This window comes from Micromonospora maris AB-18-032 (genome assembly GCF_000204155.1).
Lineage (GTDB): Bacteria > Actinomycetota > Actinomycetes > Mycobacteriales > Micromonosporaceae > Micromonospora > Micromonospora gifhornensis.
On sequence record NC_015434.1, the window covers coordinates 526751 to 551476 of the forward strand.

Here is a 24726-nt window from a genome sequence, read left to right on the forward strand (position 1 = left end):
CGCCCGGGCCGGGTCGCCGGAGGTCTCCCGGTGACCGGGACGGCGCCGGTGGTGGGTGTCGTCGGCGCGGCCGGCGCGGTCGGTTCCGTTGCGGTGACCGAGTTGCATCGGCGGGGCCGGCACACGCTGCGCCTCGCCGGTCGCCGCCGCGCGCCCCTCGACGCGTTGGCCGGCGGGCTCACCGCCACCGGATCCGCGGCCACGGTCGAGGTGGTCGACCTCGATGACGCCGACGCGTTACACCGCTTCTGTGCCGGCTGTGACGTCGTGCTCAACTGCGCCGGCCCGGCCTACCTGGTGGAGGACCGGGTGGCGCGGGTGGCGCTCACCGCCGGTGCCGACTACGTCGACGCCGCCGGTGACGACGTGCTGTGGGAGCAGGTGCGGGCCTTGTTGGCGGGAGCGCCGGAGCGGACCGCGGTGATCTCCGCGGGCATGATGCCCGGTCTGAGCGCCCTGCTGCCCCGTCATCTCGCCGCCGCCCTGCCGCAGCCGCCGCGCGCCCTGCTGGGCTACCTCGGTGGTCGGGACCGGTTCACCGCCACCGCCGCAGCCGACTATCTGCGGGTGGGGGAGGGGTTCGGTCAGGCCGGGGCGGCGCTTACCGCAGGCGTACGACAGTCGCTGCCCACCCGTACCGACGTGGAGTTGCCGTTCTTCCCGGAACCGGCGACGGCGGTGCCGTACCTGAGCACCGAACTGGAACGGGTGACCCGGGACCTGGGCGTCACCGACGCCACCTGGCATTCGGTCTTCGCCGGCCCGCACGTCGCGCAGGTGCTGCGGCAGCCCCCGACCGGCGGGGACGCCGCCGAGGCGCTGCGCCGCGCCGCCGAGCTGGACGCCTTCGGGCAGGCGACCTACCAGCTGTTCGTGGTGGAGCTGACCACCGCCGCCGGTGACGCCCGGACCCTCGTGCTGCGCGGTTCCAGCGCCAGTGCGCTCACCGGCGCGTTCGCGGCCGTCGCCGTGGCGGCGCTCACCGGGGGGAACCTGGCCGTCGGCCTGCACCTCGCGGGGGAGGCGCTCGACCCGCAGCTCGCCGTGGACCTGCTCGCCGGCTCTGCCGCCGTGAGCGACCTGAGCGTGTTCGACGGTGAAGCCGCCCACGTCGGCGGCCACGTGGAGGAGGCACTGTGAGGCAACGTCCCCGGGTCGTCGTCTGTGGCGCCCGATTCGGTCAGGTCTACCTGGAGGCGTTCCGCAATCCGGAGCTGCCCTTCGAGTTGGCCGGTGTGATCGCTGCCGGCAGCGAACGCTCCCGCGCCTGCGCCCGCCGTTACGACGCGCCGCTGTACACCGACCCGGAGCAGCTGCCCGACGACATCGACATGGCGTGTGTGGTGATCCGGGGCGGCCTGCTCGGCGGGCGGGGCTCGGAACTGGCCCGCGCGCTGATGGCCCGCGGCATCCACGTGCTCCAGGAACACCCCCTGCACCACGACGAGCTGGCGGAGAACCTGCGTACCGCCCGCCGGCACGGCGTCGTCTACCACCTGAACCCGTTCTACACGCACGTCGCCCCGGTACGCCGCTTCGTCGCGGCGGCGCAGGAGCTGTTGCGGCGGCAGCGTCCGCTCTACATCGACGCGGCGGCCGGGTTCCAGCTGGCGTACTCGCTGCTGGACATCCTCGGGCAGTCCCTCGGTGGGGTACGGCCGTTCGCCTTCGGCGACCTGTCCGCGACGACGCCCACGGTGGCCGCCGCGACCAGCCTGGACATCCCCTTCCGCAGCCTCGACGGGGTGCTGGCCGGGGTGCCCACCACGCTGCGGATCCAGAACCAGATGGACCCCGCCGACCCGGACAACTACGCCCACCTGATGCACCGCATCAGCATCGGCACCGAGGCCGGGAACCTGACCCTGGTCAACACCCACGGGCCGGTCGTCTGGTCGGCCCGCCCCGACTTCCCCCGCGAGGTCGCCGACCCGAACGCCGACCCCCACTACGCGACCATGCCGGACGACGCGCAGGCGCCCAGCGCCGTCGTGCTCGGTCCGGCCACCGTGCCGTCGTACCGGCACATCTTCCGCAGCCTGTGGCCGGCCGGCATCGCGCACGCCCTCACCGAGCTGCACCAGGCCGTCGAGGAACGGCAGGATCCGTTGCGCCGGGGCCAGTACCACCTGTCGCTGTGCAAGCTGTGGCAGGACCTGACCCTGCGGCTCGGCCCGCCGGAGCTGCTCTCCTCCACCCCGCCCGAGCCGCTGACCGACGACGACCTCAAGGCCATCGCCGCCGCCGGTGACGAGGCGGCCCGACCGTGAGGACGACCGCGCAGGCCACATCCTGGTTGCGCCGCTACCGGCCCCGTCCGGCCGCGACCTGGCGCCTGGTCTGCTTCCCGTACGCCAGCGGCAACGCGACCTTCTACCGGCAGTGGGCGGTACGGCTGCCCGCCGAGGTGGAGGTCGTGGCGGTGCAGTATCCCGGTCGGCTGGACCGCATCCACGAGCCGTGCGTACGGGACATGGCCACCATGGTCGACGGGATCGTCGCCGCGCTGCAACCGTTGCTGCACACCGACTTCGCGTTGTTCGGGCACAGCATGGGTGCCGCCGTCGCGTACGAGGTGGCGCACCGGCTCGAACACGGTCTCGGTGCCCCGCCGCGCCGGCTGATCGTCTCCGGTCGGCCGGCCCCGCAGCACCACCGGCCGGGCGTCAAGCACCTCGGCAGCGACGAGGAACTCTGGGACGAGCTGCGTCGCCTCGGTGGCACCACCGACGAGGCGCTGGCCCATCCGGAGCTGCGCAGCGCGTTGATGCCCACGCTGCGGGCCGACTACCGGCTCGTCGAGACCTACCGGCCCACCTTCGGCGCGCCGCTGTCGGTGCCGGTCACCGCGATCACCGGCGACGACGACCCGGAGGCGCACGTGCCCGAGGTCGCCGACTGGCGGCGCTGCACCACCGGGGACTTCCAGCTCCGGGTGCTGCCCGGGCACCACTTCTATCTGATCGACCGGCAGGCCGAGGTGCTCGACCACCTCCGCGAGGCGCTCGGCCTGCCTGCCGGTCAGCCGCACTGACCGTCGATCGCCGACGGCCCGCCGCAGTGTCGGGCCGGCTCCGGGCCGGAGCACGCGGTCAGGGTGTTGCGGGCGGTCCGGCCGGTACCGGCTCGGCGGAGCGGAGGCGGCCGGCCAGGTAGTCCTGCCACATCAGGCGACGGCGGGGTTTGCCGCTGCTGGTGCGGGCCACCGCGCCGGCCGGTACGACCACCGCCTCCACCGGCACCCCCTCCGCGGCGACCTCGGCCGCCGCACAGGCCGCCGTCAGCCAGTCCGGCTCGGGCCGGACCAGCAGCAGGACCACCCGGGGTGCGTCACCGACCTGCCCGAGCAGGGCGGTGATCCGCCCGACCGGCGCGCCGCAGGCCGAGACCGCCGCGGCCTCGACGTCCTCGGCGAGCAGCATCCGGCCGCGCACCTTGACGCCGTCACCGAGGCGGCCCAGCACGAACAGTTCCCCGTCGACGAGGAAACCCGCGTCGCCGGTGTGCACCTCGCCGTCGATCAGCCGGGTGACGCTGGCTGTGCCGTCGGAGTTCGCGGGCAGATAACCCGCCGCCACGGACGGGCCACGCACCACGATCTCGCCGACCGTGCCGTCCTCGACAATTCGGCCGTCGTCGTCCACCACCGTCACCTGCGCACCGGCGAGTGGACGCCCGCAACCCACCACCTCACCCTGCTCGACGGTGGCGGTACGCCAGCCGGTGTCCAGCGGTACGCCGGTCACCGACAATGTCGCCTCGGCCAGCCCGTACGCGGGCAGCAGCGCCTCACGGCGCAGCCCGTGCGGTGCGGCGAAGCGGGCGAACTCGGTCAGCAGGGTGGGCTGGATCCGCTCCGCGCCGACGATCACCGCCCGCCACGCCGAGAAGTCCATACCGGTGAGGGCTCTGCGGGGCACCCGCCGGATGATGTGGTCCAGCCCGAAGGCCGGCATCGCGGTCAGCCGGGCACCGTGGCGGCCGAAGCACTCCAGATAGCGCAGCGGCCGGCGGACGAAGTCGCCCGGCGACATCAGCCACAGGTCCGACCCGGTGGCCACCGGCGCCAGCAGGCAACCCACCAGGCCCATGTCGTGGTGCACGGGCAGCCAGGAGGCGGTCGGGTCGTCGGGGGTCATCCGTAGCCACCCCTGGATGCCGGCGACGGTGGCGGCCAGCGCCGGACGGGGCACCCGGACCCCGCGCACCCGACCGCTGCTGCCCGAGGTGAACTGCACAAGCGCCAGCCCGTCCGACGTCGGTGCCGCCGCCCACCGGTTGTCGCCGCCGGCGAGCAGCCCCTCACCGTCGTACGCGGGCACGCCCGCCCCGGCGCAGACCTCGGCCACCAGGGGCAGCGCCGGGTCGTGCACGACCAGCCGGGGCGTACTGGCCCGCAGCACGCCATGCAGGTGCTCGGTCCAGCGTTCCCGGTCACCGAAAGGTGGTGGCGGTGCCACCGGCGAGGCGGCAGCACCGGCCAGCATGCTGCCGAACAGCAGCCCCACGAACCGTGGGCCGGTGGTCTCCACTATCGACACCACGTCGCCCGCGCCCACCCCGGTGTCGCGCAGCGCCGCCGCGTACCGGCGTACCAGGTCGGCCAGTTCGGCGTACGACCAGAATCGCCACGATCCGTCGGGTTCGGCGAACCGGATGCCGCGCCGCTCGTCGGGCCGGTCCAGCCAGGCGAGCGGGCCGGTCACGCGGGTGCCGCCTCGATGATCGGGAACATCGGGGTGGAGATGCTGCGCACCAACTCCAGGCCGGCGCGGTTCAGCAACTCGCTCTGCTGGTCGAGGGTCCGCGCGCCGCCGGCGGTCAGGGTGTGCATGAGCAGGTCCATGCGGCGTGCCAGCGCCGGCACCTCGGCCTCCTGCCGCCCGGCCTCCATGATGAACAGCCGGCTGTGTGGCTTCATCGCGGCCCGGACCCGGCCCAGGATGCCCACCACCTCGTCGTCGCTCCAGCTGTAGAGGATGCGCTTGAGCACGTACGCGTCGCCGCCGGGCGGGATCGGCCCTTCCAGGAAGCTGCCCGGCACCACCTCGACCCGGTCGGCCACTCCGGCGGCGGCCAGCACGGCGGGGGCGTTCGCCACCACGCCCGGCAGGTCGAACAGCACCCCACTGGCACCGCGGACCCGACGCAGCAGGCTGGCCAGGAACCCGCCGTTGCCGCCGCCGACGTCGACGATGCTGTCGAAGCGCTGCCAGTCACAGGCGCGCAGCACCGCCAGCAACTCCATGCTGGTGACCCCACTCATCACCTTGTCGAAGGCCTCGCCGTCCTCGGGCTGGTCACGCAGGTGTTCCCACATGGACCGGCCGTGCACCACGTCGAACGCGGGCCCACCGGTGCGGATCGACTCGGGCAGCCCTTCCATCGCCCGAGTGCAGGCCACCGGGGAGAGGAAGATGTCGCGGGCCGAGTAGGGGTGCTCCTCGCGCAGCAGGTCCGACAGCGGGGTCAACGCCACGCTGTCCGGCTCCACCAGCTCGAACACCTCCCGGGTCGCGAGGTACTCCAGGGTCTTGCGGAGGGTGGGCTCGTGGGTCCCGGTCGCCTGGGCCAGCCGGGACATCGGCATCGGCCCGTCCACCAGGTGGTCGGCCACGCCGAGCAGGCAGACCGCCCGGATGGTGTACGGCAGGAGATAGTCGCCGAGCTCAAGAAGCTTGAAGATCGAATCGGCGTCGATGGTGCGCCTGGTGCCCACGGGTGTCTCCGTCCCTTCGCGTGAGGCTCCGGCGGCCCTCGGCCGCCGGGGTCGCGTGGCGGGGTGTCAGGAATCGGCCTCGTCCAACTCGGCCTGCAACTTCCTGGACGCGAGCCGGCGCCACGCATCGGTGATCAGCTCTCGCAGCTGTGTCGGGTCGACCGTCGCCAGCTCGACGAAGGTCCAACCGCTCTGCCCGTACTTGTTGTTCGGCGCCGAGAAGGTCGCCGGGTCCTGGCTGATGAGCGCCGCCTGCTCGGCGACGTCGATCCGCAACCCCATCACTCCGGGCCGGGGCAGGGTGCAGAAAATCTTGTTGCTGACCCGGAAGTCGGTCACGTCGAAGTGCGCCGACTGGTGCGCTCCGGGGAGCGACAGGGCGATGCTGCTGACGGTTTCGGGGCTGACCACTACGGCCTCCTCGGTTGTCGACGGACGGCGTCACGCTAACGTCCGTCGGGTGCGGTCGGGGTGATCTCGTCCGGGTCGGCACGCCGCAGCAGCCGCTCGGCCACCCGGTCGTGCGGGTCGTCACCGAAGCCGGGGTAGGCCTCCAACCACAGCGCCCGGCGCAGCCACCGGTGCAGCGGGTACTCCCAGGTCACTCCCATTCCGCCGGTGATCTGGATGGCCGTCTCGCAGGTGCGTACCGCCGCGCTGCGCGCCACCAGCACCGCCTCGTCGACCGCCTGCGCGCACGCCTCGGTCTCGTGCTGCACCAGCCAGGCGGCGCGGTAGGCCAGCGACCGGGCCGACTCGGTGTCGACGTACGCCTCGGTCAGCTGGTGTGCCACGGCCTGGAAGCTGCCGATCGGCCGCCCGAACTGCTCCCGCTGGCGGGCGTGGGCCACGGCCATGTCCAGCGCACCCGCCGCGACCCCGACCGCCTCGGCGGCCAGCAGCACCCCGCCGCGCAGCCGGGCGGTACGCGCCGCCTCCGCCGCGCGGTCCGGCCCGACGAGCAGCCGCGCCGGCGTGCCGTCGCACCGAACCCGGGCCATCCGGCGAAGGGTGTCCAGTGTCGACAGTTCTGCCACGACCAGCCCGGCGGAGCCGGTGTCGCAGGCGAACACGGCCGGCCCCTGGTCGGTGTCGGCGCGTACCACGAGACAACGCACCGCGCCGGCCTGCGGGACCGCCGCGACCTGCCCGGTGAGGGTCCACCCCTGCGGCGAGCGGGCGGCCCGCACCGTGCCGCCGCCGTCGGCGAAGGTGGCCGGTACGGTCAGTTGCTCCCTGGCGGCCCGGGCGTACGGTGCGGCAAGTGCGACAGTCGTCCACCACGGGGTGGGGTGCAGGCAGCGGCCGCTCTCCTCGGCCAGCAACGTCAGCTCGACCATGCCCAGGTCGTCGTCGAGCCAGCCCTGCCGGATCAGCTCGGGCCAGGCGCCGGCCTCGCTCCCGCCGGGGCCCTCCGCCAGGGCACACACCCGCAGCGGCGGATAGTGCCGCTCCAGGTGGTCCCGGGCGGCCTGCCGGATCGCCCGCTGCTCATCGGTGAGGGCAAAGTCCATGGTCATCTCCGTGTCGTCGCGGGCCGGTGGTCACTGGCGGGACCGGGGCAGGCCCAGCACGCGCTCGGCGACGATCCCGCGGAGGATCTCGGAGGTGCCGCCCTCGATCGTGTTGGCCCGGCTGCGCAACCGCTGCCGCTGCCAGTACCCGTGCCAGGCGGCGTCACCGCCGTCGAGCAGCGCCGCCGGACCCTGCAGGCGCAGCGCGAGCGCGCAGACCCGTTGGTGCAGCAGCGACCATTCGAGCTTGAGGATTGAGGATTCCGCGCCGGGCTCACCCGAGCGGCGCAGCGCGGCGAGCGACCGGTAGCCGGTGTACCGCAGCCCCTGCAACCGGGCGTGCAACATGGCCAGCTCACGGCGGACGGCCGGGTCGTCCTCGGCACCGACCTCGTGCACCAGCCGCAGCAGCCGGTCGAACTGCGCGACCAACCGGGCGGTGAGGGTGATGCCGAACGTGCCCCGCTCGTGGGCCAGCGTCGACAACGCCACCGACCAACCTCTGCCGACCTCGCCCACGACATCCCCGTCGTCGACCCGCGCGTCGGTCAGGATGATCTGGTTGAAGTCGGTGTCGCCGTTGAGCTGCCGCAGCGGCGACACCTTCACACCCGGTGCCCGCATGTCCAGCAGGAAGCAGGTCAGCCCCTGGTGCTTCGGCTCGGCGGGGCCGGTGCGGGCCAGCAGCAGGCAGTAATCGGCCAGGTGGGCGTAGGAGGACCAGACCTTCTCGCCGTCGAGCAGGTAGCCGTCCGGCTCCGCCCGCCGCGCCGAGGTGCGCACCGCCGCCAGGTCCGAACCGGCGTCCGGCTCGGAGAACCCCTGGCAGAACAGGGTACGACCGGACAGGATGCCGGGCAGGTAGCGCGCCTTCTGCTCGTCGGTGCCATGCGCGATGAGCGTCGGACCGACCATGTTCATCCCGATGATGTTGATGTGGTCGGGTGCGCCCGCGCGAGCCGTCTCCTCGACGAAGATCGCCTGGTAGGCGGCGCTGAGCCCGCGACCGCCGTACTCCTTGGGCCAGGTGATGCCCGCGTAGCCGGCCGCGGAGAGGTCACGGCTCCAGTCGCGCAACTCGGCGGTGCTCCAGGTGCGGGACGGGTCGTCGTCCGGCAGGCGGGACCGCAGCCAGTCGCGCAGCTCGGCGCGGAACGCGGCCTCGGCCGGGTCGTCGTGCAGGTTCAACGCCGTCCTCGCTTCCTGGCGGCCGGGTCCGGGCGCCGCATGCTGGTCACCGTCACGCCGGCCGCACCGCGAGCGGCACCTGGTCGTACGTGCGGAAGTTGAAGCGCGGCCGGCGCACCGGCTCGCCGTCGAGTTCGATGGCGCGGGTACGACCCAGCAGCCGGCCGAAGACGGCGACGCCTTCGGCGCGGGCCAGGGCCGCACCCAGGCAGTGGTACACGCCGGCACCGAAGCTGAGGTGCTGGTTGGGTCGCCGGCCGACGTCGAAAAGGTCCGGCTCGTCGAACTGCTCCGGATCCCGGTTGGCCGACCCGACCAGCAGATACAGGACGCGGCCGGGCCGGATGACCCGGTCGGCGACCTCCACCGGTTCCAGGGGGCTGCGCATGGTCACCTGGATCGGCGCCTCGTAGCGCAGCATCTCCTCGATCGCGGTGGCGGTGCCGGCGGTCCCCGCCCGCAGCCGGGCAAGCTGGTCGGGGTGCTCCAGCAGGGCGACCATGCCGTTGGTGATCATGCCCATCGACGTCTCGAAGCCGGCGTAGAAGACGGTGATGGCGTTGTCGACGATCTCCTCGCGGCGCAGCCGCTGCCCGTCCGACTCGGTGGTCGCCATCCGGGTCAGCAGGTTGTCGCCGGCCGGACCGTTCTCGACCAGGTCGCCGAGGTATTCGCGCAGCCAGCGCAGCGACCGCACCGCCTCGTCGATGTCCCGGTCGTTGCCGAACGCCACGTCGCTGAAGGCCCGGACCAGCTGCGCCGCGTGCGGCCACAGCAGGGACCGGTCGGCGGCCGGCACCCCGAGCAGATCGCAGATCACCATCAGCGGGAAGGGCAGCGCCAGGTCGGCGACCAGGTCCATCCGGCCGGTCGCCAGCACGGGTTCGAGCAGATCGTCGACGAGGGAGGTCATGCGTTCGCCGAGCCGCCGGACCAGGCCAGGGCTGAACGAGCTGACAAGCACCCGGCTGGCGAGCCGGTTGCGCTGGCCGAGGTTCTGCCCGGACAGGAAGCCGCTCAGTTCCGGGTCACCGACGGTGAAGCGGTAGTACTGCTCCGGCAGGGTCTTGGTCAGCCGCTGATCCTTCAGCAGCGCGGCCACCTCGCGGTAGCCCGGCACCACCCACTGCCCCGGTCCGTTGCTCAGCACGGCACCGGTACGGCGCAGTTGCTCGTACGTGGGGAACGGGTCGGCCAGCAGCCGAGGATCCGAGACGTCGAAACTGACCCGTGGCGCGCGAACGGCTGTCATAGGGGCCTCCCGACGGACCGGTACGGCGTGCACGCCCCGCGTCCGCCGCCGATTATTCGGGCTCCGCGAAACTCGTGTCAAGGAGTGTCTGCGGAGACTGTTCGAGTATCTTCCAAACCCTCGTAACCACACGCGTACTGCGGTAGCGTCGCGGCCATGCGAGAGTTACCGGCTTCGGTGGGTCAACGCCTCCTGTGGCTGATGGACCACTATCGAGGACAGCAGCACTCCCTCAACGAGCAGGTCGTGTGGCATCTGCGTGGGGCCTGCGACGTCGTCGCCCTGCAGCGCGCGGTCGACCTGCTGCACGAGCGACACGAGTCGCTGCGGACGACGTTCGTCGCCCGGAAACGCCAACTCGTCCAGGTGATCAATCCGCCGCGTCCGGTCGAGCTGCTCCGGGTGGACACCTCCGGGCACGCCAACCCCCGCCAGGCCGCCCGCGAACACATCGCCACCGAGCTGTCCACCGCCGTGGACTTCGGGGTGTGGCCCACCCGACCCACCCTGATCACCGTCGGTCCCGAGCACCACATCTTCGTGCTGACCATGCACCACTACGTCAGCGACGACTGGTCCAACGCGCTGCTCTCCCGCGACATCCGGGCGCTCTACCAGGGCGAGGAACTGCCGGAGATCGGCTGGCAGTACGCCACCTGGGCGGACTGGCAGCGGGAGCGGATCTCTGGGCCGGACTCGACGGCGCTGTTCGACCACTGGCGCGGTCAACTCGACGGGGCGCGACTGGTACGCCTGCCCGAGCGTGCCGAGGTCCCCCGGGGCCCGGACGAGCCGGCCTGGGTGTCGGTGGAACTGACCATCGACGCGCACGTCGTGCAGGGCCTGCACCAACTCGCCCGCCGGCAGCGCACCACCCTCTTTCCGGTGATGCTCTCCCTGTTCTACCTGGTGCTGCACCGGGCCACCGGCCAGTCGGACCTGACGGTCGCGTCGCTGTTCGCCAACCGCAGTCGGCCGGAGGTCCGCGACACCGTCGGCTTCTTCGTCTCCATGGTGCTGCTGCGCGGTCGGGTGGAGGACGCCGAGCCCTTCACCGACCTGCTGCGGCAGGTGCGCAACGTGGTGATGGAGGGCCTGCGCCACCAGGAGTTGCCGGCGCAGCTGCTGCCGCCCGGCACGGTCACCGGCGAGGGCCGTACCGACGACGTCATGTTCCAGCTGCTCGGCTCGTTCGTACCGCGCGCCGACATGAGCGGCGACGAGCTGGACGACCTGGAGGCGCAGCTGGAGCGCAGCCGCTTCGCGCTGGAGTTCGTCGTCGTACCGCAGGACGAGACGCTCACCGCCGTCCTGATGTGCGACCGCGACCGGTTCACCCCGGACTGGGCGCAACAACTGGTGAAGGACTACGTGCAGCTGGCCGCCGCCGTGGTCGCCGACCCGCACCGCCTGCCGGCCTCCCCGTCCTGAGCCGCCGCAGCGGTCTGGTCGCCACCGCAGCGGTCTGGCCGCCGCCGTTACGGCGGGATGGCGGTATTCCGGTAGGTAGGTGACCACCGTTTCGCCGTAACGGAGTCGATCAGTTGGGTGGCCCGGGTGGTGGGCGGCCCGGATACCTACGCAGACGAAACGGTGGTGGTCGGCGGTGCCCGCCGACCACCACCGTCGCGTCCGGTCAGCTGGCCTTGGGCAGTTCCCGCAGGCCGAAGGCGACGCCCTGGTTGTCGCGGCACTCGGCGAACGCGCCGTAGTCCGGGCTCGGCGGCCGCAACGGGCCCACCTCACCGCCCAGCTCCTTGACCCGCTCGACGGCCGCGGCCAGGTCGTCGACCGCGAAGTAGACGATGATGTGCGGCGGGTCGGTGTCCGGGTGGGAGCCGGCCTCCAGGCCCGCGGGTGCGCCCGGCATCTCGATGTACGACCCGTGGGTGAGCATCGTGAACTTCCAGCCGAACAGCGCCTCGTAGAAGTCCCGGGTGCGTTCGGGAACCGGGACTGCAAACTCGATGAACGAAGGTTCTCCTGCCACGGCGCCCTCCGGTGCGTGATCTGTCAGGAAAGATGTCCTAGCATCATAACGGGCATTGACTCGTCTTTTGCAGACACACAAGGATGCTAGTAAAGACGAGTTCTGGTGGTTGGCGGGTCAGCCACCGCGGCAGCCGACGCGGCCACCGGGCTCATGGGCCCGCACCACCGGCCCCCCGGGGCCCCGTTAACGGAGGGCACTGCTGTGACTGTCTCCATCGACGAGTCCACGAGCCTGCGACAGGCGCGCGAGATCGCCGACGAGGTGTTCTTCCCCGCCGCGCTGGCGGTCGACGCCGCTGACCGCGTACCCATCTCCCACCTGGACCTGCTCGCCGAGCACGGCTTCTACGGGCTGGCCGCGCCCCCGGAGTTCAACCGCCTCGACCTGCCGAGCTTCCCCGCGGTGTGCCGGGTCATCGAGACCCTCGCCAGCGGCTGTCTCACCACCACGTTCCTCTGGGCCCAGCATCACAACGCGGTGATGGCGGCGGCCAACACCGGCAACGCCGAGCTGCGGGCGGCCTGGTTGGAGCCGCTGGCGACCGGGCAACGCCGGGCGGGGCTGGCGATCGGCGCGGCGGTGCGGCCCGGTCCGGCGGCGCTGTCGGCCACGCCGGTCGACGGTGGATTCCTGTTCTCCGGCGCCGCGCCGTGGGTGAGCGGCTGGGGCCTGGTCGACACGATCTACGTGGCGGCCCGGGTCTCCGACGACACGCTGGTCTTCGCGCTTGTCGACGCCGCGACGAGTGACACGCTGACCGTCGAGCCGCTGCGCATGTCGGCGGTGAACGCCAGCAGCACGGTGACGGTCACCTTCGACAACCACTTCGTACCTGCCGACCGGGTCGCCAACCAGATGCCGCTGGAGGCGTGGCGACAGCGCGACCCGGCGACGCTGCGCTTCAACGGTTCGCTCGCGCTCGGCGTGGCCGACCGGGCGATCGAGCTGGCGGACGAGCCGCGCCTGCGGTCGCAGCTCGACGCCGTTCGGGACCGCCTCGACAGCGCCGACCCGGAGACCATGCCCGCCGCCCGGGCCGCCGCGTCGGAATTGGCGCTGCGGGCCAGCGCGAACCTGGCCGTGGCCGCCGGCAGCCGGGCCGTGCTGCTCGACCAGCATGCCCAGCGGCTGGTGCGCGAGGCGACGTTCCTGCTGGTCTTCGGCTCCCGCCCGGGCATCCGCGACGCCCTGCACACCACGCTCACCACGTCCCCGGGCGTCGCCTGACACTCCGTCGCCATACCAGCATTCGGGGCCCGCGACGTGGAGAACCTCGTCGCGGGCCCCGTGCCGGTTATCGCATCTCGTCGATCAGGCGGGCGACGGCGTCGGCGTGCTCGCCGTCGACCACGGTGAAATGATCGGCCTCCAGCATGTGGAAGCGGGCCGGGAGTTTGGCCGCGGCGTGCCGCAGCGGCGACAGGTAGCCGGCCGCCGGGCCGACGAGCCCCCGCGACGCCTCCACCACGTCCAGTTCAAGACCGTCTTCGGGGACGAGTGAGTACCGCAGCAGCGCCCGGGTGTTGGCCTCGAAGACGTCGTACATCGCCTGCACCTCGGCGTACGTCATCGATTTCAGTTCTTTGAGCTGCGGCGGCGGGGCCGCCCAGATGCGGCGGAGCGTCTCCTGGGCGACGTTCGGGGTGCACGGGTCGACGGGCACCTCCACCGGCGCACCGGCGAGGTTGTGCAGGAACGCCTTCACCAGCGCGGTGTCGTCGACCGTCGGGTGGGCACCGCAGCCGACCCACGGGTCGATGAGCAGCACCGCGCACTCGCGGCCCTCCCGCCGCAACTGCCGGGCCATCTCGTACGCCACCACGCCGCCCAGCGACCAGCCGGCGAGCCGGATCGGCCGGTCCGGCGGCTCGTTCGCCAGCGTCGGCGCGAGTTCGGCCAGGTAGCCGGCGGCCAACTCCTCGATGGTGACCTCCAGCTGTGCCGGGGACGGCGCGGCCAGGCCCAGCACCCGGTGCCGCTCGCCCAACTCGGCGAGCAGTGGGCGGTAGCAGAGCAGGTCGCCGCCGACCGGGTGCACCAGGATCAGCGGGCGATGCCCGTTGTCGGAGAGCACGACCAGGTTGCCCGCCGGCCCGGTGTGACAGGCCGGGTCGAGCAGGGCGGCGATCTCCGCGATGGTGCCCGAGGTGTAGAGCGTGGCCAGCGGCAGTCGTCGCCCGAACTGCTGCTCGATGCGGTTCATCAGCCGTGCCGCCAGCAGTGAACTGCCGCCGTAGGCGAAGAAGTCGACGGAGCGGCCGACCTCCGGCACCTCCAACAGCTCCTGCCACAGCGCGGCCAGGGCTCGCTCGGTGCTGGTACGGGGAGCGTCGTCCCCGACGCGCCGGGTCGCCCCCACGCCGGCCGCCCGCTCGGCCAGCTGACGCCGGTCGACCTTGCCATTGGCGGTCAGCGGCAGCCGCTGCCGTACGTCGATGCTGCGCGGCACCATGTATTCCGGCAACCGGGACGCGAGGTGGTCCTTCAGCTGGGTGACCAACTGCTCGGCCGGGGTCTGCGAGGCCACGAAGGCGACGAGCGACACGGCCCGACCGTCGGTGCGGGTGACCACTGCGGCGTCGGTGACCGCCGGGTGGGCCAGCAGCGCCGCCTCGATCTCGCCGAGCTCCACCCGGAAGCCGTTGACCTTGACCTGCGGGTCCTCCCGACCGAGGAACTCCAGCGTGCCGTCGGGCCAGTAGCGGGCCCAGTCGCCGGTGCGGTAGATCCGTTCCTGCTGCCGTGGGTGCACCAGGAACGAGGCGGCGGTCAGCTCGTCGTCGCCCAGGTAGCCCAGGGCCAGGCCGCGCCCGCCGATGAACAGCTCACCCGGCACCCAGTCCGGGCGGTCCCGCAGGCCCGCGTCGAGCACCTGGAAGCGCTGGTTGCGCAGCGGATGACCGTACGGGATCGAGATCCAGTGTGGTGGCACCCGTACCGGCACCGGGTGGTAGTTGGACCAGATCGACGCCTCCGTCGCCCCGCCGAGGCTCACGCAGGCCGCGTGCGGCGCGATCTCCGCCAGCTCCGCGCCGAGGTTGATCGGCACCCAGTCGCCGCTGACCATGGCCAGCCGCAGCTCGGTGAGCGGACGCCGACCACTGGTGCGGACGAACTCCACGAACATCGCCAGGTACGCCGGCACGCTGTTCCACACCGTGACCCCGGTGGCCTGGCACAACTCGTAGAGGTGGGTGACCTCGCGCTCCTGCCCGGCGGTCGGTACGACCACCGTCCCACCGGCGGCGAGCATCCCGAACACGTCCCACACCGACAGGTCGAACGTGTAGTCGGAGACGGCGAGCACCCGGTCGCGGGGGCTGAGCCCGAACCGCTCGTTGATGTCGACGAGCGTGTTGACCACGCTGCCGTGCGAGATCATCACGCCCTTCGGCGTGCCGGAGGTGCCGGAGGTGAAGATGACGTACGCCAACGACTCCGGGCTGGTCACCACCGCCGGCCGGGCTGCACCGTCCTGCCGGGCGATGGCGTTGGCGATGTCGATGCTGCGCCCACCGGCGTACGGCTCCTCGTCCTGGATGCTGCGGTCGGCCAGCAGCACCCGCAGTCCACATATCTCGGCGACCTGCTCGCGTCGGCGGCGCGGCCACTGCGGCGAGACCGGCACGTAAGCGGCCCCGGCCAGCAGCACCCCGAGTAACGCGACGATCTGGTGTGCCCCGCGCAGCGCCTGGACGCCGACCACCTCGCCCGGCCGTACGCCCGCCTCGACGAGTTCCGCCGCGACGGCGTTGGCCTGGTCACGCAGCTGGGCGTAGGTGACCTCCCGGCCGTCGGCGATCACCGCGAGCCGGTCCGGCTGCCGCTCGGCCTGCTCCTCGAAGAGCTGGTGCATGGTGGCCACCCGGGCCGGTGCGGCGGTGTCGTTGACCTGCTCGCGGATCTTGAGCTGAGCCGCCGGGGTGAGATCGAACGACTCCATCTCCCAGGCGTCGTCCTCGGTCGCCAGCCGGATCAGCAGGGACCGGTAGGCGGCGAACATGTCGTCGATCATGCCCGCGGGGTAGAGGTCGTCCGCGCTGTCCCAGGTGGTGACCAGGGCGCCGCCGGCCACGAAGACCTGGTGGTCCAAGGCGACCTGCGGCGTACGGACCTTGCCCTCCAGCCGCTGCCAGCCGAGATGCTCCAGGAAGACGCCGGTGTCCGGATCCCCGACGCCGAGCATGCTTGTGAAGACCACCGGCATCAGCGCGTTGCGGGCGTTGCCCGTGCGCTGGTTGAGCTGACGGATCACGGAGACTCCGCCGAAGGAGGAGTGCTCCATGTCCTGGAGCAGTTGCCGACGCCAGGCGCGGGCCCGGTCGAGGAAGGTGCTGCCCGGGCCGACCTGGCGGCACTCCATCAGCAGGGTGCTGCTGAAGTTGCCGATGATCTTGTCGACCTCCGGGTGGAACGGCAGCCGGTCGCCGTACATGATGTTGATGGTGAAGTCGGGGTTCTTCGACCAGTGCCGCAGCACCTCGCAGAACGCCGCGCCCAGCACCATCGTGCCGGTGAGTCGACTCTTCCGGATCCGCGCGGCCAGGCTGGTCCACTGCTCGGCGGTGAGCTTGAAGACCCGGCGTACCAGGCGTGGGCTGGGGTCGCCGGTCATCCGGCGGCGCGGCAGCTCCGGTGCCGCGGGCAGGGTGTCCAGCCGGTCGAGCCAGTAGCGGCGGGCCCGCTCGTGCTCGTCGCTGTCCTTGCGTCGCTCGACCTCGTTGCGGTACTCCCGGAAGGTGTACCGCAACGGGGGCAGCGACTCGCCGTCGAGCAGGGCCCGCAGCTCCTGGGCGAAGATCTCACCCGAGAACCCGTCGATGGCCAGCAGCCGCGCGCAGACCTGCACCACGATGTGGGTGTCCAGGGCGAAGACGAAGACCTCGAACGGCGCGTGTCGGCCGCGTGGCGGCCCCTCGTCGTAACAGCGCTCCCGGTTACGGGTGAGCAGCCGCCGACAGACGTGTTCCGGCTGCCCGCGCAGCGACCGGTAGGTCAGCGGTACGGGCAGCTCGTCCTGGACGTGCAGCAGGCCCGTCTCGTCGAACGACGCGCGGAGCATCTCGTGCCGGCGCATGAGCTGGTGCAGGGCCGAGCTGAAGGCCCGGATGTCCAGCTCCTGGCAGGCGTATTCCTCGAAGAAGAGGGCAGGACCACCGAGCTGGAAATCGCCCAGCTCGCCGAGCAGGTACGCGTACTGCAGATCGCTCAACGGTGCCGAGTGTGCCCCCGAAGCGTCCGCGCGCGACGGTGCCGGCGGCGGGGCCTGGGGGACGCTGGCTGACGAAGGGTGGTGCTCCGATCTGGCGATGTCCATGACGTTCCCTCGGGATGGCCGGTTGACAACGAAGTGGTACGAATGCCCCCGCCGGAGGTGTGCCCCGGACGGGTTCTTGAGCTGCGGTCGACCGGTGACTGCTGGCGACCGGTGAGGGAGAGGTGCGAGCCGGGCGACGGCTACCGGGCAGCGGCCCGTAGTTCGTCCACCGCACCGGTCAGTTCCGACGGAGTGGGCCGGTCGAAAACCTCGATCATCGGTAGCTGTACGCCGAAGACGATGTTCACCCAGTGCACGATGGCCGCTGCCGCCATCGAATCGCCTTCGAGGTCGTCGAAGAAGTCGGTGTCCGGTCCTACCTGGCGGCCGAAAATGTTCTTCCAGATGTCAAGCATCTGCTCTTCGCTTGTCACGATGCCTCCCCACGACGTGCCCGGTCGCCGAGCGCGACCGGTACTCACTTCGAAGCAGGTGTCGGCCCCCACGACCGGTTGCCGAGATCATTTATCAGTGTTTTCGTTTCGAGAAAGGCGTCGACGCCCGCCTTGCCCATTTCCCGCCCCCAACCCGAGCCCCGCATCCCGCCGAAGGGCAGCGCCGGATCGAGCACGTGCCAGCTGTTGATCCACACGGTGCCGGCGCGCAGTCGACGGCCGACCTGGTGCGCCAGACCCAGGTCGCGGGTGAACACGCCGGCGGCGAGCCCGTACGGGCTGTCGTTGGCCAGCGCCACCGCCTCCTGCACCGTGTCGAAGGGTTGGGCCACCAGCACCGGGCCGAACACCTCCTCGCGGACCACCGGCGCCTGCGGGTCGGCGTCGGTCACCACGGCCGGAGTGCAGAAGAAGCCCGGCGAGTCCGGCACCTGACCGCCGGTGACCCGGGCCCCGTCGGCCCGGGCGGAGTCCAGGTAGGACAGCACCCGGGTGCGGTGCTCCGCGGAGATCAGCGGCCCCATCTCGGTGTCCCGGTCCAGACCGTCGCCGATCCTGATCGCCGCGGCCCGCTCCCGGATCCCGGCGACCACCTCGTCGAAGACCTGCCGTTGCACGTACAGCCGGGAACCGGCCACGCAGGTCTCACCCTGGTTGTAGAAGATCGCGTGGGCCGCCCCGTCGATCGCCTGCCGCAGGTCGGCGTCGCCGAACACGATGTTCGGTGACTTGCCGCCGAGTTCCAGGGTCACCCGGCGGAAGTCGACGGCCGCGCCCCGGACGATGCTGCGCCCGACCTCCGTCGACCCGGTGAAGGTCACCTTGTCGACGCCCGGATGCGCGGCGAGCGCCGCACCCGTGGCGGCGTCGCCGGTGAGGACGTTGAGCACGCCCGGCGGCAGACCGGCCTCCTGGGCCAGTTGCGCGAGGGCCAGGGCGGACAGCGGCGTCTGCTCGGCGGGCTTGAGCACCACGGTGCAGCCAGCCGCCAGGGCGGGGGCCACCTTCGCCGCCGCCATGTAGAGCGGGAAGTTCCACGGAATGATGGCGGCCACCACACCCACCGGTTCCGGTACGGTCAGCGCCAGGTGCCGCTCCGGGCTGCCGGTGTAGATCGAGGCGTTCTCGCCGTTCAACCGGCCGGGCCAGCCGGCCATGTAGTGGAACACCGCGGCGGCGGCCGGTACGTCGCCGGCCCGGGCCACCCGCAGCGGCTTGCCGTTGTCGAGACAGTCGAGCAGGGCCAGCCGGTCGGCGTTCTCGAGGATCAGGTCGCCGATCCGATGCAACATCCGGGACCGGGCCGCCGGCGACATCCGGTGCCAGCGGGATCCAGGTCGGCCGGCGGCACCGGCCGCGGCGACGGACCTGGCCACATCGGTGACGCCCGCATGCGCGACCGTCGTGAGTGTCTCTGCCGTGGATGGACGCAAAGACACCAATTGGCGATGGTCGTCCGCAGCAGACCACTTGCCTGCGATGAACAACCCTCGCGGCAAATCGTCCAGACAGGACAAAGATAGCCTGTCGGTGTGTGTGGTCGCCGACATGCGAGAGACGCTAGCGCAAATACCAGGCTCGGCATACCCTCGATTGGGCCTAGCTGACGGCGCAAATGTTGCAGGTGCAGGGGTCTGCCGGCGAGAGCATCGAGGTACGTGATGAGATATCCGCGAAGTGTTTATCGCGTCTTTGACAGGATGCTTTCCGGAAGGCACGGTAAACGCAGTTGGCCGACCAGCTTCGCCGACCGGCTGACCCACCCGGTGCCCGGCTCCCGGGCGGTCCGCAAGCTGATCGCCGAGGGCGGGATGAAGCCCGATCTCAGCGAGGTCGACCAGATCCCCGTCCAACCGGCCGCTGAGCTACCGCACGCCGGCGCGGGCGAGGTGGTGGCCACCTGGGTCGGTCACGCCTCGTTCGTGCTCCAGATCGGTGGGCTCGTGGTGCTCACCGATCCGGTGTGGTCACGGCGCATCCCCGGCGTACGGCCCCGATTCACCCCACCCGGCCTGCCCTGGGAGGCACTGCCACCGGTGGATGCCGTGGTCATCAGCCACAACCACTTCGACCACCTCGACGCGCCCACCATCCGCCGGCTGCCACGCGACGTGCTGATGCTCGTGCCGGGCGGGCTGGGCTGGTGGTTCCGCCGGCTGGGCTTCACCGCCGTGGAGGAACTGGACTGGTGGGAGAGCGTCCGTCTGGGCGCGGTGCAGTTCCAGTTCGTACCGGTGCACCACTGGAGCCGCCGGACCCTCTTCGACGGCTGCCAGAGCCTCTGGGGCGGTTGGCTGCTGGAGGCCGACGCCGACCCTGCCACCGCCGCCCCGGTACGTCGGGTCTTCTTCGCCGGGGACTCCGCCTACGGGCCGTACTTCACCGAGATCGGGCAACGCTGCGGTCCGGTGGACCTCGCCCTGATGCCGGTCGGCGCGTACCTGCCCCGCTGGTTCATGAAGCCGCTGCACATGAATCCGGCGGAGGCCGTACGCGCCTGCGGTGACCTGGGCGCCCAGCGGATGGCCACCATGCACTGGGGGACCTTCGCGCTCTCCGCCGAGGCGCCGCTGGAGCCGCTGCGGCAGGCCCGGCAGGCGTGGCAGGCCAGCGGGCGGGCCGCCGAGGACCTGTGGGACCTGGCGGTGGGCCAGAGCCGCACCCTGCACGCCGACCTCACCGCGCCGGTCACCGACTGACCGACACGTCCGCGCCGGCCACCGACTGACCGGCGCGGACGGACCGCGACACCGACCGCCGAGCGGGCGGTGTCGCGGTCGTGGGTCAGTCGCTGCTGCGGCCCGCGGTGGCCCGTTCGGGGGAGCCCGTCCGGCGGGCGAAGAACCGGTTCGGCGCCAGCGCCGACTTGTACGGCAGCAGCAGCGGCAGCCGATCGCCCACCCGCTGCCGCCAGATGAAGAACTCGCCGCCCTTGTCGCCGAACGGGGCGGGCAGGAACTTGGGCTGGTTGACCGTCACGAACGCCAGCTCGGTGAACTCCGTCTTACGCCGCAGGACCAGGTCCCGCAGGATCTTCCCGCCGGTGTGGCTCGCCGCGATCCCGCTGCCGGTGTAGCCGTGGCCGTAGACCATGCCGGAGTCGGTACGGCCGAACTGCGGGATGAAGCTGTGGCTCCAACTGATCAGCCCGCCGTTGCCGTGGCTGAACCGTACGTCGCGCCACTGTGGGAAGAACTCCCGGAACGACGCGCCCAGCTTGTCGAACGCGTCGTCGTTGCGACGGTGGCGGGGATCGGTGTCCCGGTTGCCGAACATGTACCACAGGCCGCCGGCCCAGAGCACCCGGTTGTCGGCGGTCAGCCGGGCCGCGGTGGAGAACGACAAGGAGTTCGCCACCCCTTCCCGCCCCGGCCAGGGCACCCGGCCCAGCTGCTCGTCGGTAAGCGGTTCGGTGACCAGCAGGTAGTTCCAGACCGGCATCTGGCGCGCGTACAGCTCGGGGAAGGCGCCCTGCATGGCCTCGGTGGCGACGATCACCTCGTTGGCAGTGATCGTGCCGTGCGGCGTGGTGATCCGCCACTTCCCGTCGACCTTCTCGATGGTCTGCGCCGGGGTCTGCTCGTGCAGCAGCACACCCTGCTCCTGCACCACCCGCGCCAACCCGCGCACCAGCCGGTACGGGTTGAGCAGTGCGCCGCTGACCTTCAGCGCGCCGAGGACCGTCGGTGAGCCGATCCGCTCCTGCGCCTGTTCCCGGTCGAGCAGGCGGAACGAGGTGACCCCGGCCCGCTGCGCCCGCTTGATCTGCAGCTCCAGCCGGGCCAGCTGCTTGGTGTCGGTGGCCACCTGGAGGATGCCGGTGTTCTCGTACTGGGCGTCGATGCCGTTCTGCCGGCAGAACCGGCCGATCTCCAGGATCGACCGGGCGACCGCCCGGTACACCCCACCCGCCTTCTCCGCCCCGTAGTACCAGAGCATCCGGCGCAGCACCTTGCCGGCGGTCATCTGCACGAACCCGGCGTTCATGCCCGAGGCGCCCTCGCCGGCGAACTTCGCCTCCACCACCCGCACCGACATGCCCGGCTCGGCCTGCTTGAGGAAGTGCGCCGCCCACAGCCCGGTGTAGCCCGCGCCGACGATGCACACGTCGCAGGAGGCGTCACCGTCCAGCGGCGGGCCGACCTCGGTGGGTTCGGTGGAGTGCCAGTAAACCTCTGTGGACAACTGCGCCATGCGGGTCTCTCCTTAACGACAGGGGGTGGGCAGCGGCATCACGCGGAGCGGACGGCCAGCGGAAGGCGCTCGAAGGAGCGCAGGCTGCCGTGCTGGCGGCGCAGGGCGTCGCCGTCGGGCGCGATGTCCCGGAAACCGGTGGCGAGCGCGGTGAACGTCAGCTCGCCCATCAGCCGGGCCAGTGCGGTGCCCAGGCAGTGGTGCAGGCCGCCGCCGAAGCCCAGGTGCGGGTTCGGGGTGCGGGACAGGTCCAGCTCCGCCGGCCGGTCGAAGACCGCGGGGTCGCGGTTGGCCGCGCCGAGCAGCAGCATCACCGACCGACCGGTCCTGATCTTGTGACCGCCGATCTCGATCGGCTCCCGGGCCACCCGGATCGCGTTCTGGATCGGTGAGTCGAACCGGAGGAACTCGTCGATCGCCGGCCGGACCAGGGTCGGATCCCGGCGTAGCCGGTCCAACTGGTCGGGGTTGCGCAGCAGCGCCACGCATCCGTTGGAGACCAGCCCCATTGTCGTCTCGAACCCGGCATGGAACAGGAACAGCAGGTTGTCGACGATCGTGGCGACGTCCCCACGCTCCTCGGGCGTGGCCGCCGCGAACATCCCGGCCAGGGTGGAGTCGCCGGGGGTGGCGTCGCGCAGCAGGGCGGTGACGTACTCGCGGAGCCAGCCGACCGCGGCGTCCACGCCGTCGCGCTCGTCGGGTTTGAGGTTGGCCGCGTCGAAGACCTGAGCCAGCTCGATCACCCGGGGCAACACCTGGTCGCGGTCGGCGTCGGGAATGCCGATCAGCCGGCAGATCACCGTGACCGGCAGCGGCACGGCCAGGTCGGTGACCAGGTCGAGGCGACCGGCGTCGCGGGCCGGGGCGAGCAGCTCCTCGACAAGCGCGGCCACCGCCGGGGTCATCGCCCGGACCCGGGGCGTGCCGAACGCCTGACCGAGGAACCGGCGGGCGTGGGTGTGCTCCGGCGGGTCCTGGGTGAGCACGATGCGGGTGGGGAACTCGGCGGCGGGACCGTGGCCGAGGGTCAACCGGATGAACTCCCGGGGGAAGTGGCTGGCCAACCGGCCGTCGCGGAGCAGGGCGCTGACCGCGCCGTGGTGGACCACCAGCCACTGCCCGAACTCGCCCCGCACGACCGGGCCCTGGGCGCGCAGCCGCTCGTACTCCGGATAGGGGTCGTCGGAGCAGGCCAGGTCGACGGCGGCGATCCGGGGCCGGGCGACGGCGTCGGGCAGGGTCACTGCTGCCCGCCGACGCGCTCGGCCCGCCGCGCCCGGTGGTGCTCCCGCATCCGCTGCATGAAGTAGTCGGCGTTGAGCCAGTACAGCTCCAGCCAGATGTTGTCCGGATCGCGCAGCCACACGCCGTGCCCGGCCTCCAGGAACAACTCCTGCACCCCGCCGTGTTCGACGCCCACCGCGTCCAGGTGGGCGACCCAGGTGTGCAGGTCGTCGCGCTCGGGGACGTGGAACGCCAGGTGGTGCAGCCCCACCCGGTGCTCGTCGAACGGCTCCTCCACCGGCCGGTCGGCCTGCCCGAGAACGATCGAGGTCAGGGCCCGGGAGTGCAGCAGCGTCCGGAAGGTGAACCCCGACTCGACCGGCCGGGCGTCGCGGACCACGGTGAAGCCCAGGGCCCGGCAGTACCAGTCGGTGCTGCGGTCGAGATCGCGGACCGTCAGGTTGATGTGGGTGCCACCGTTGAGCGGGGGTACGGAGTCGTTGGCCACGGAGTTCCTCTCGAAGAGACGGTCACAGGACGGTTCGCATGACGGCGCCTGCCAGGGGCGCCGTACGCCGGAACCGGTCCTCGTACCGGTCCGCGGCGGTGGCCAGCGCGCTGACTCCGCGTACGCCGATGGTCCGCAGTGGTTCCGGCTCCCAACGGCGCGACAGGTGTCCGGTCCAGAACAGCCGGGTCTCCGGCCGCTTCACCCCGGTCACCAGCGCGGCCAGCGTGCGGCCGGCGAGGTTGCTCAGCGCGATGCCCTCGCCGCCGTAGCCGCCGGCATGACCCAGGCCGCTGTCGCGGTCGTACACCACACCCGGTTCGCCGTCGCGGTGCATCCCGTAGGCCCCGCTCCAACGGTGACTCACCGGCGCGTCGGCCAGGGCGGGGAAGCTCTCGGCCAGGGACTCGCGCAGCCGGGCGTAGACCCGTTCGCCGGAGCGGTCGGCCGCCTGCGGGCGGGACCCGGTGCGGTAACCCGAACCGCGACCGCCCACCAGCAGCCGATCGTCGGCGGTGCGCTGGAAATAGGCGAACTGGTGGCGGGAGTCGGCGACGGTGACCCGGTCCCGCCAGCCCGCCTCGCGCCAACGCTGTTCCGGCAGCGGTTCGGTGGCCAGCACCCGGGAGATCACCGGCAGCACCCGGCGGGCGTGCCCGGGCAGACCGGCCGTGTACGCCTCGGTGGTGCACAGCACGCTGCGGGCGCGGATCGTGCCCCGGTCGGTGACCACCACGCCGGGTCGCAACTCGATCGCCCGGGTGCCCTCGACCACTGTCACCCCGCGCCGCTCCACCGCCTGCGCCAGCCCGGCGGCGATGGCGGCGGGCTGCACCGCCGCGCACTGCGGGGTGAATCCGCTCAGCAGCGCCCCGGCGATGCCGACCCGCTCGCTGGTCTCGGCGGCCGACAGCAGCGTCATGTCGGTGATGCCGAGCTTGAGGCGCATGTCCTGCCAGGCCCGCAGCCGGGCGACCTGCGGCGGGGTACGGGCGACGTAGAGCGACCCGTCGCGCCGCCACCCGCAGTCGATGTCCTCGGCGGCGAGGACCCGTTCGATCTCGTCGAGCGTGCGTTGGCCCGCCCGGAAGAAACGCATGGCGTCCATCGGGCCGTAGCGCTGCACCAGGTTGGCCAGCAGGGCGGGCATCTCCGTGGTGCACCACCCGCCGTTGCGGCCACTTGCCCCGTACGCCACGTGCTCTGCCTCGATGACCAGCACGGAGGTCTGTGGCGCCAGTTCGGTCAGGTAGTAGGCGGTCCACAGGCCGGTGAAGCCGGCACCGATCACCACCACGTCGGCCCGGGTGTCGCCGGACAGCGCCGGTCGCCGCGTCCGCAGGGACGCGGGCAGCGTGTCCAGCCACAGGCTCGCCGGTCGCCCGGGCGCGTCGAGGGAGGCCGTCATGTCGTGCTGCC

20 protein-coding genes are annotated in these 24726 nt (G+C 71.8%); 6 read left to right on the forward strand and 14 right to left on the reverse strand.

Annotated elements, in window-relative coordinates; genetic code table 11:
• The first annotated feature begins 30 nt into the window (after positions 1 to 30).
• From VAB18032_RS02510 to VAB18032_RS02520, 3 genes are read left to right on the forward strand one after another with little or no spacing between them, the layout of a single operon-like run.
• Complete coding sequence (locus VAB18032_RS02510; RefSeq protein WP_013731201.1) at positions 31 to 1140, forward strand: saccharopine dehydrogenase NADP-binding domain-containing protein; 1110 nt, start codon at positions 31 to 33, stop codon at positions 1138 to 1140.
• Positions 1137 to 2270 (forward strand): Gfo/Idh/MocA family oxidoreductase, encoded by a 1134-nt coding sequence (locus VAB18032_RS02515; protein ID WP_013731202.1) that lies wholly within the window; start codon positions 1137 to 1139, stop codon positions 2268 to 2270. Before VAB18032_RS02510 ends, VAB18032_RS02515 begins: the two co-directional genes overlap by 4 nt.
• Positions 2267 to 3034 (forward strand): thioesterase II family protein, encoded by a 768-nt coding sequence (locus VAB18032_RS02520; protein ID WP_013731203.1) that lies wholly within the window; start codon positions 2267 to 2269, stop codon positions 3032 to 3034. Before VAB18032_RS02515 ends, VAB18032_RS02520 begins: the two co-directional genes overlap by 4 nt.
• A gap of 58 nt (positions 3035 to 3092) precedes the next feature.
• Here VAB18032_RS02520 and VAB18032_RS02525 read toward each other — a convergent pair whose 3' ends face one another.
• The 6 genes from VAB18032_RS02525 to VAB18032_RS02550 form a co-directional block, all read right to left on the reverse strand.
• On the reverse strand, positions 3093 to 4706 hold the full coding sequence (locus VAB18032_RS02525) for an AMP-binding protein (RefSeq protein ID WP_013731204.1): 1614 nt from the start codon (positions 4704 to 4706) through the stop codon (positions 3093 to 3095).
• Positions 4703 to 5719: a methyltransferase gene (locus tag VAB18032_RS02530; RefSeq protein ID WP_013731205.1), complete on the reverse strand. Its 1017-nt coding sequence runs from the start codon at positions 5717 to 5719 to the stop codon at positions 4703 to 4705. Before VAB18032_RS02530 ends, VAB18032_RS02525 begins: the two co-directional genes overlap by 4 nt.
• Before the next feature lie 66 nt (positions 5720 to 5785).
• The gene (locus VAB18032_RS02535) at positions 5786 to 6130 is read right to left on the reverse strand and encodes an MmcQ/YjbR family DNA-binding protein (protein WP_013731206.1); all 345 of its coding nucleotides are present in this window, start codon (positions 6128 to 6130) and stop codon (positions 5786 to 5788) included.
• 35 nt (positions 6131 to 6165) lie between these two features.
• The gene (locus VAB18032_RS02540) at positions 6166 to 7233 is read right to left on the reverse strand and encodes an acyl-CoA dehydrogenase family protein (protein ID WP_081476236.1); all 1068 of its coding nucleotides are present in this window, start codon (positions 7231 to 7233) and stop codon (positions 6166 to 6168) included.
• Between the two features lie 30 nt (positions 7234 to 7263).
• Positions 7264 to 8421, reverse strand: coding sequence for an acyl-CoA dehydrogenase family protein (locus VAB18032_RS02545; protein ID WP_013731208.1), 1158 nt, complete (start codon positions 8419 to 8421; stop codon positions 7264 to 7266).
• A 52-nt stretch (positions 8422 to 8473) separates the two neighbouring features.
• Positions 8474 to 9673: a cytochrome P450 gene (locus tag VAB18032_RS02550; RefSeq protein WP_013731209.1), complete on the reverse strand. Its 1200-nt coding sequence runs from the start codon at positions 9671 to 9673 to the stop codon at positions 8474 to 8476.
• A gap of 156 nt (positions 9674 to 9829) precedes the next feature.
• Here VAB18032_RS02550 and VAB18032_RS02555 point away from each other — a divergent pair, with 156 nt between their 5' ends.
• Positions 9830 to 11104 carry a condensation domain-containing protein gene (locus VAB18032_RS02555; protein ID WP_081476005.1) on the forward strand — a complete coding sequence of 425 codons (1275 nt, stop codon included), beginning with the start codon at positions 9830 to 9832 and terminating at the stop codon, positions 11102 to 11104.
• Between the two features lie 205 nt (positions 11105 to 11309).
• Here VAB18032_RS02555 and VAB18032_RS02560 read toward each other — a convergent pair whose 3' ends face one another.
• Positions 11310 to 11663, reverse strand: coding sequence for a VOC family protein (locus tag VAB18032_RS02560; protein ID WP_013731211.1), 354 nt, complete (start codon positions 11661 to 11663; stop codon positions 11310 to 11312).
• Between the two features lie 204 nt (positions 11664 to 11867).
• Here VAB18032_RS02560 and VAB18032_RS02565 point away from each other — a divergent pair, with 204 nt between their 5' ends.
• Positions 11868 to 12893 carry an acyl-CoA dehydrogenase family protein gene (locus VAB18032_RS02565; RefSeq protein ID WP_013731212.1) on the forward strand — a complete coding sequence of 342 codons (1026 nt, stop codon included), beginning with the start codon at positions 11868 to 11870 and terminating at the stop codon, positions 12891 to 12893.
• Between the two features lie 67 nt (positions 12894 to 12960).
• On the opposite strand, the gene VAB18032_RS02570 is transcribed toward VAB18032_RS02565, so the two are convergent.
• The 3 genes from VAB18032_RS02570 to VAB18032_RS02580 all read right to left on the reverse strand — a co-directional run bounded on the left by VAB18032_RS02570 (position 12961) and on the right by VAB18032_RS02580 (position 18928).
• Positions 12961 to 16878 (reverse strand): non-ribosomal peptide synthetase, encoded by a 3918-nt coding sequence (locus VAB18032_RS02570; RefSeq protein ID WP_013731213.1) that lies wholly within the window; start codon positions 16876 to 16878, stop codon positions 12961 to 12963.
• Between the two features lie 245 nt (positions 16879 to 17123).
• On the reverse strand, positions 17124 to 17357 hold the full coding sequence (locus VAB18032_RS02575; protein WP_126711769.1) for an acyl carrier protein: 234 nt from the start codon (positions 17355 to 17357) through the stop codon (positions 17124 to 17126).
• Between the two features lie 44 nt (positions 17358 to 17401).
• Positions 17402 to 18928: an aldehyde dehydrogenase family protein gene (locus tag VAB18032_RS02580; protein ID WP_050814522.1), complete on the reverse strand. Its 1527-nt coding sequence runs from the start codon at positions 18926 to 18928 to the stop codon at positions 17402 to 17404.
• Between the two features lie 150 nt (positions 18929 to 19078).
• On the opposite strand from VAB18032_RS02580, the gene VAB18032_RS02585 reads away from it, so the two are divergent.
• On the forward strand, positions 19079 to 20077 hold the full coding sequence (locus tag VAB18032_RS02585) for an MBL fold metallo-hydrolase (protein WP_232510651.1): 999 nt from the start codon (positions 19079 to 19081) through the stop codon (positions 20075 to 20077).
• Positions 20078 to 20162: 85 nt separating this feature from the next.
• Here VAB18032_RS02585 and VAB18032_RS02590 read toward each other — a convergent pair whose 3' ends face one another.
• The 4 genes from VAB18032_RS02590 to VAB18032_RS02605 are packed head-to-tail and all read right to left on the reverse strand — an operon-like array spanning position 20163 to position 24715.
• On the reverse strand, positions 20163 to 21572 hold the full coding sequence (locus VAB18032_RS02590) for an NAD(P)/FAD-dependent oxidoreductase (RefSeq protein ID WP_013731217.1): 1410 nt from the start codon (positions 21570 to 21572) through the stop codon (positions 20163 to 20165).
• 38 nt (positions 21573 to 21610) lie between these two features.
• Positions 21611 to 22819 carry a cytochrome P450 gene (locus VAB18032_RS02595; RefSeq protein ID WP_013731218.1) on the reverse strand — a complete coding sequence of 403 codons (1209 nt, stop codon included), beginning with the start codon at positions 22817 to 22819 and terminating at the stop codon, positions 21611 to 21613.
• On the reverse strand, positions 22816 to 23307 hold the full coding sequence (locus VAB18032_RS02600) for a VOC family protein (RefSeq protein ID WP_013731219.1): 492 nt from the start codon (positions 23305 to 23307) through the stop codon (positions 22816 to 22818). Before VAB18032_RS02600 ends, VAB18032_RS02595 begins: the two co-directional genes overlap by 4 nt.
• A gap of 22 nt (positions 23308 to 23329) precedes the next feature.
• The gene (locus VAB18032_RS02605; RefSeq protein ID WP_013731220.1) at positions 23330 to 24715 is read right to left on the reverse strand and encodes an NAD(P)/FAD-dependent oxidoreductase; all 1386 of its coding nucleotides are present in this window, start codon (positions 24713 to 24715) and stop codon (positions 23330 to 23332) included.
• Positions 24716 to 24726: the final 11 nt, after the last annotated feature.